Source organism: uncultured Thiodictyon sp., assembly GCF_903828115.1.
Lineage (GTDB): Bacteria > Pseudomonadota > Gammaproteobacteria > Chromatiales > Chromatiaceae > Thiodictyon.
This window is the reverse complement of the sequence record NZ_CAIKKU010000344.1, coordinates 1-6,165: the sequence shown is the minus strand read 5'-3', so window position 1 is coordinate 6,165 and position 6,165 is coordinate 1. Positions and strand designations below refer to the sequence as shown.

At 65.0% G+C, this 6,165-nt stretch carries 4 protein-coding genes; 2 read left to right on the top strand and 2 right to left on the bottom strand.

All coding sequences use genetic code 11. From position 1 onward, the window contains the following. The first annotated feature begins 157 nt into the window (after positions 1-157). Positions 158-628, top strand: a complete 471-nt coding sequence (locus QZY48_RS12830; protein ID WP_295431249.1) for a DUF29 domain-containing protein — start codon at positions 158-160, stop codon at positions 626-628. Positions 629-1,285: 657 nt separating this feature from the next. On the opposite strand, the gene ppc is transcribed toward QZY48_RS12830, so the two are convergent. Beyond that, entirely contained in the window at positions 1,286-4,144 is a 2,859-nt protein-coding gene (gene ppc, locus QZY48_RS12825; protein ID WP_295431248.1) for a phosphoenolpyruvate carboxylase, read from the bottom strand. A 351-nt stretch (positions 4,145-4,495) separates the two neighbouring features. Further along, a complete protein-coding gene (locus QZY48_RS12820; protein ID WP_295431247.1) occupies positions 4,496-4,927 on the bottom strand; it encodes a phosphate-starvation-inducible PsiE family protein in 432 nt (143 codons plus the stop codon). A gap of 485 nt (positions 4,928-5,412) precedes the next feature. Here QZY48_RS12820 and QZY48_RS12815 point away from each other — a divergent pair, with 485 nt between their 5' ends. Further along, positions 5,413-6,075, top strand: coding sequence for an LON peptidase substrate-binding domain-containing protein (locus QZY48_RS12815; protein WP_100921400.1), 663 nt, complete (start codon positions 5,413-5,415; stop codon positions 6,073-6,075). Positions 6,076-6,165: the final 90 nt, after the last annotated feature.

Sequence of the window (6,165 nt, the reverse complement as noted above, 5' to 3'; positions counted from 1 at the left end):
ACGACAACGACAACGACAGCGTACCCGGGATCTCGGTCACCACATCAGTTCTGATCGCACCCGCCGCTGCCTGTTCCCGCTCCCGGGCACCGGAGACTGGGTTAATATTCACCTCGGGCGCCCGCACGGGCGCAAACCATGACCGGGGAGGCGAACAGTGAGCGACTTGAGTCTACTCTATGAGGACGATTTCTCCGCATGGACGGCGCAAACGATTGCCTTGCTGAGGCAAGGGCGGTTTGCGGATCTGGACATCGAGCATTTGGCGGAGGAGTTGAACGACATGGGCAAGAGCCGACGGGACGAACTGGTCAACCGGCTGCGGGTCCTGCTGGCCCAGTTGCTGAAGTGGCAATTTCAGTATCGGCGACTCACCGCACGGTGGGCGGAGATCGAGTGCAAGGGCTGGCGCAGCGCGATCATCGAGCAGCGGGCGGCCCTGTCGTATCTATTGGATATGAACCCGGGGCTGCGGTCTGTGCTGGCCGATGGCATTGCGGAGGCATACCAACAAGCGGTGGAGATGGCGGCCGAGGAGATCGAAGTGCCGACGGCGATTTTTCCGGCGGATTGTCCCTATGACGAGGGGCAGGTGTTGGCTCGGGGCTATTATCCGCCGTCCGAATAAGGCCCTGCGATGGGATCGGGTACGACGGGGGCTTGATCGTCGTTCCGGCCGCAAGGGCACAGGAGGTCGAGGCTTTACCGTGAAAGTCGCGCCGGGAGCGCGCTCCAATTCCCCCTCTCCCTTTGGGAGATGGCGGGGTGAGGGAACGGCCATGGCGACCGCAACTTTCATCTTTCGGGGTGGCGCGGGCGCCATGGCCGTTAGCCGGTCGACTTCGCGTCGCAGCGGCCTTGGCCCAGCTAACGGTCATGGCACCCGCGCCACCCCGGAACATGAAAGTCCTCTCGACCGCTCGCTCGATGGCCAGCGTGCGGGGCGGCGTAGTCCGGGCTTCCAGCCCTGTCTGTTACAGCCCCGACACCGTCAGGCCAGGATGGCCTGACTACGCACTTTCACGGTAAAGCCTCGACCTCCTGTGTGGGCCCCATTGGCGGCGACCGGAACGATGATGGAGGCCCACGGCGGCGTTCGGGATGGGTTTCGCTGCGCTCTACCCATCCTACGGTGCAACGAGACCACGGCGGCTTGCGCGGCCTGTCGCGGCTGAAGCCGCTCTCACCGGGGCGCTGCGCTAAGGCCCTGAGCATAACGCTCGCCACTGTGCCCGACGCGAGGTCGTTGGTCCGCACAGCGGACCCTACGGCGGCGCCGACCGGGTCAGCCGGTATTGCGCATCCCGGCGGCGATGGCGTTGATGGAGCGCAGGAGCGGGTCGAGCCATTCTTCTTGCTGGGCCTCGTCGGCTTCGCGGCGGTAGCGGGCGAGGACGGCGACCTGGATGTGGTTCAGGGGGTCGAGATAGAGGTTGCGGCGGGCCAGTGAGTGGGCCAGTTCCGGGGTGTCTTCCATGAGTCCGCACAGGCCGACGACGTTCAATACCTGGGTGCAGGTGCGCTCGTATTCGGCCTCGATCAGGCCGTAGATGACCTGGGCGCGGCGCTGGTCCTGGGCCAGGCGCAGGTATTCACGGGCGATGTGCATCTCGGCCTTGAAGAGCGACATCTGGGTGTTGGACAGCAGCGCGCGGAAATAGGGCCACTCCTCATACATGCGCTGGAGCTTGGCGAGGCGCTGGGGGTCACTGCCGCGCCAGCGCTCGATGGCCTGGCCGACACTGAACCAGGCCGGCAGCGTGGTGCGCGATTGACCCCAGCCGAAGACCCAGGGGATGGCGCGGATCGATGACAGTGCCCGGTCGCCCTGCTTGCGGTGCGACGGGCGCGAGCCGATATTGAGCAGTGCGATGGCATCGAGCGGCGTGCATTCATAGAAATAGTCGAGGAAGCCGTCGGTCTCGCGCACCAATCGGCGGTAGCCCTCCTCACCCAGGCGGGCCAGTTCGTCCATGATGCCGAGATAGTCCTTGCGGTCCTCCGGAGGCGGTTCAATGAGGCAGCGGCTGGCCTTGATGAGCCCGCTGATGCCCATGGTCAGCTCATAGCGGGCGGTCTCGGGGTTGGCATAGCGGTAGGACAGCACCTCGCCCTGCTCGGTGAACTTGATCTGGCCGTGGACCGTATCGGCCGGCTGGGCGAGGATCGCCTCGTGGGTGGGGCCGCCGCCGCGGCCGATGGTGCCGCCGCGGCCGTGGAAGATCCGACACGAGACCTGGCGGCGGTCGGCCAGGGCAATCACCTTGCGCTGCGCCTCGTAGAGGTTCCAACTGGCACAGAGGATGCCGCCGTCCTTGCACGAATCCGAATAGCCGAGCATGACCTCCTGGCGGTTGCCGGAGGCCTTGAGCAGCGCGCTGTAGGTCGGGTGGTCGAAGAGCGCGCTCATGACGGTGTCGATATGGCCCAGGTCCTCGATGGTCTCGAAGAGCGGCGAGATCTGGATGTTGCAGAACCACCCCTGCCGGTCGCGGCCCGCGAGCCCGGCCAGGCGCGCGAGCAGCATCACCTCCATGACATGGCTGGCGGCGTGGGTCATGGAGATGACGTACTGGCCGAAACACCCCGGGCCGATCTCGGCGGTGAGGCGCGCCATGACCTCGAAGACCTCGAGCGTCTCGCGCGTCTCCGGGGTCAGGGTCGCCTTGTCGATGATGAAGGGGTGCGGGTGGGTGATCGTCTCGGCCAGGGCCATGAGCCGCTGGTCCTCGTCGAAGGCCTCATAATAGGGTGCGCCGGGCTGGCGGGCGAAGAGTTCGGTCACCGCCTGGGTGTGGCGGGTCGATTCCTGGCGGCAGTCCAGGTGCACCAGGTGGAAGCCGAAGCTCTCGGTGAGCCGGATCAGGTCCTGCAGGGGGCCGGCGGCGGCGTTGCCGTCGTGGTGATGGATGAGCGAGTCACGGATCAGATAGAGGTCGGCGAGGAACTCCCGGTCACCGGTGTAGCCGCCCGGCAGCACCTCGTGATGCTCGCCGCGGATGCGGGCGCGCACCCGCTCCAGGTTGGCGCCGAGCCGATGGCCCATGATGGCGAGCTTGCGCCGGTAGGGCTCGTTGGCAAAACGGCGCGGGCCCTGGCCCATGGTGACCAGCCGGTAGTCCTCGTCGGCGTCCAGGCTGTCCATGAAGGCCGGCGAGGGCTGGCACAGTGGGATGCTGTGGCTCAGCACCCGGCGCAGCGCCGTGACCCGCCGCAGGTATTCCTCCAGCACCAGTTGATGGTGCAGCCGCACGGCCAGCGCCGTGGTCTCGGGCTTGACGAAGGGGTTGCCGTCGCGGTCCCCGCCGATCCAGGAGCCGAATTGGATGAAGCTCGGCACCCTGAGCCCGCTTGCGGGGCCATAGGTGCGGCGGATCGCGCGCTCCAGGTTCCGATAGGTCTCCGGTACGGCCTTGAACAGCGATTCGCGGAAATAGTGCAGCCCTTGGCGGACCTCGTCGGTGACCTGGGGCTTGTGGATGCGCACCTCGTCGGTCTTCCAGAGGACCTGGATCTCGGTCAGGATCGCCTGGAGCTGCTCCATGCGCTCCTCCTCGTTTAAGCGCTGGCGGTGCAGGCCCTGGGCGATCAGGAAGATGCGGCGGAAGGCGTCCGAGGTGGTACGGCGCTTGGACTCGGTGGGGTGGGCGGTGAAGACCGGCAGATAGACCAGGTGGTTCAAGAGGTCCTGGAACTTTTCCGCGGGCACCCCGTCGGCGTGGAAGCGGCGCACCGTGTCGTCGAAGGAGCCGAACCACAGACGCTCACCGGCGTGGACCCGGTCGCGGCGCGAGAGATGGGCATTGAGTTCCTCGGCCGTGTTCACCAGCCCGAAGAAGATGGTGAAGGCGCGGATCACCTCCGAGAGCGTCGGGGCGTCCATGTCGTCGATCCGCTTCATCAGCTTCTCGCGCAGGTCCGCGTCCTCCTGGTCGCGCAACTGCATGAAGCCGTCGCGCAGCCGCTCCACGATCACCAGAACGCGCTTGCGGCTGTGCTCGCGCAGGACCTCGCCCAGGAGGGCGGTGAAGAGTTGGACGTCGCGCTCCAGGTCCAGGCCCTGATCCTGATCCGGCGCCGGGTCCCGCTCCTGGGTCCGGACCTGGTCCAGCTCCCGACTCCACTCTTGGGTGCTCTGATTCATTGACGGGTTCCGCGCACGGCCGCTAGGGTTATTGCCTCAAGGCGGCATTCTAACCCGTGGGGGCGGGGTTCAGGCGGGGGAATCGGTGCGGGGGCGGCTTTGATCACCCCAGAAAGAGCAGTCATCCACAGATGAACACAGATGAACACAGATTATTCATTGGCTTACGCTTGGTCGGGGGCTCGCCTTGCGGCTGCTTGTGACGGTAGCGATAAGCGCAGGAAAAATTGAAGAAAATCTGTGTTCATCTGTGTTCATCTGTGGATTTTAGGAGCATCGCTCCGGTCCGTGGCGATGGGTCCGCACCGCCGACGCTACAGGCTCAGGGTCCGCACAACGGACCCGGCGGGCTCAGTGCCCGTCGCCGGGCTCCGACTCCTTCTCACCGAGGCGCTTGATCAGGTAGTACCCGGCAATCAGGGTGCCCAGCAGCGCCGCCAGCCCGATGAGATAGAGTGCGTCGGCCTCGGTGGTCTTCATCACCACTACCTTGCGTGTCAAGGCGGTGATGGCGATCAGCAGCATGATCTCCACATGCACGGATTTATCCTTCATATACATGTAGATGCTCGACATGAACTCGATTGCGATCAGGACGATGAGGAACATCCCGAAGACCTCGAACAACTCGTCCAGGCCCAGCAGGAGTCCCTGAGGGCTGATCAGGTCCAGGTAGAGCACGAAGCAGAGTTCCGCCACGGCGATGACCGCCACGATGCCGATCAGGAACAGCAGGACGGCGGCGAGGGAACGCTCGAAGAGGTGAAAGAGACGGTCGATCATGGGGGCGGCCTCGGGGTGACTGACGGCAGGAACCGGGGCCTAGTCTAAGGCCAAAGGACCGCCGGGCGGGCCTTGATCATGGTTCCGGCCACCGGGGGCCGGAGTCCCAGGCGTCAGCCTTGGCTGGACCGGACCAAGGCTGAAGCCTTGGACTCCAGAGGATGGCCGCTGGCCGGAACGATGATCCCAGAAAGAGCAGTCATCCACAGATGGACACAGATGAACACAGATTATTCATTGACTTACGCTTGATCGGGGGCTCACCTTGCGGGTGCTTGTGACAGTAGCGATAAGCGCATGACAATTTGAAGAAATCTGTGTTCATCTGTGTTCATCTGTGGATTTTAGGATGATCACGGCCGCCAAGCGCGGGGGGACACCGCGCCCAACCGTTGCCCTGTGGAACCGGGTCGATCGCCCCCAACTGCGGCAGATGGCATGTCGTGCCTGCCCTACCCGTCGGCCGACCGCACCCCGGAGCCCCCATGAGCCGCAACCCGTTTTTCCCCCGCTTTGCCGATCTGCCCACCGAGATCCCGATCTTTCCCTTGCCCGGCGCGGTGGTGATGCCCGGCGTCCAGCTCCCGCTCAATATGTTCGAGCCCTGCTACCTCAACATGGTGACCGACGCACTGGCGGACGCGCACCTGATCGGCATGGTCCAGCCCACCAGCGAGACCCTGTTCGAGGAGGTGCCGGAGATCCACCGCATCGGCTGCGCCGGGCGCATCACCTCCTACAGCGAGACCGCGGACGGACGGATCGTGGTGGTCCTCACCGGGGTCTGCCGCTTCCAGGTCCGCGGCGAGGTGGCCGGGCGTCGCGGCTACCGGCGGGTCTCGGTGGACTGGGAGCGCTTCGCCGCCGATTGTCACGAGGAGACCCAGGTGATCGGGGACCGGGACGGCTTCCTGGTGTCGCTCAAGTCCTACTGCACCCTGCGCGGGGTGGAGGTGCCCTGGGAGGATGTCAACAAGATGGCGGACAGCGATCTCGTGAACCTGCTGTGCGCCCACCTGCCCCTGAGCCCCGAGGACAAGCAGGCCTTGGTTGAAACCATCCAACTCAGCGAGCGCGCCGGCCTGATGCGGGGGCTGATGGACATGGCCTCCGCGGCCAGTATGGACGTGGCGGAGTTGCGGCACTAAGTAACGAGTCAAGAACAAGCTAGACGCTGTCGTTGTCGTTGTCGTTGTCGTTGTCGTAATCGTAATCGGAGAAGCGATGCACTTCGGGGT

What these genes read in the sequence shown, in the direction of transcription:
- ppc (WP_295431248.1), bottom strand. Translation starts at nt 4,144, where the DNA reads ATGAATCAGAGCACCCAAGAGTGGAGTCGGGAGCTGGACCAGGTCCGG.
- QZY48_RS12820 (WP_295431247.1), bottom strand. Translation starts at nt 4,927, where the DNA reads ATGATCGACCGTCTCTTTCACCTCTTCGAGCGTTCCCTCGCCGCCGTC.
- QZY48_RS12815 (WP_100921400.1), top strand. Translation starts at nt 5,413, where the DNA reads ATGAGCCGCAACCCGTTTTTCCCCCGCTTTGCCGATCTGCCCACCGAG.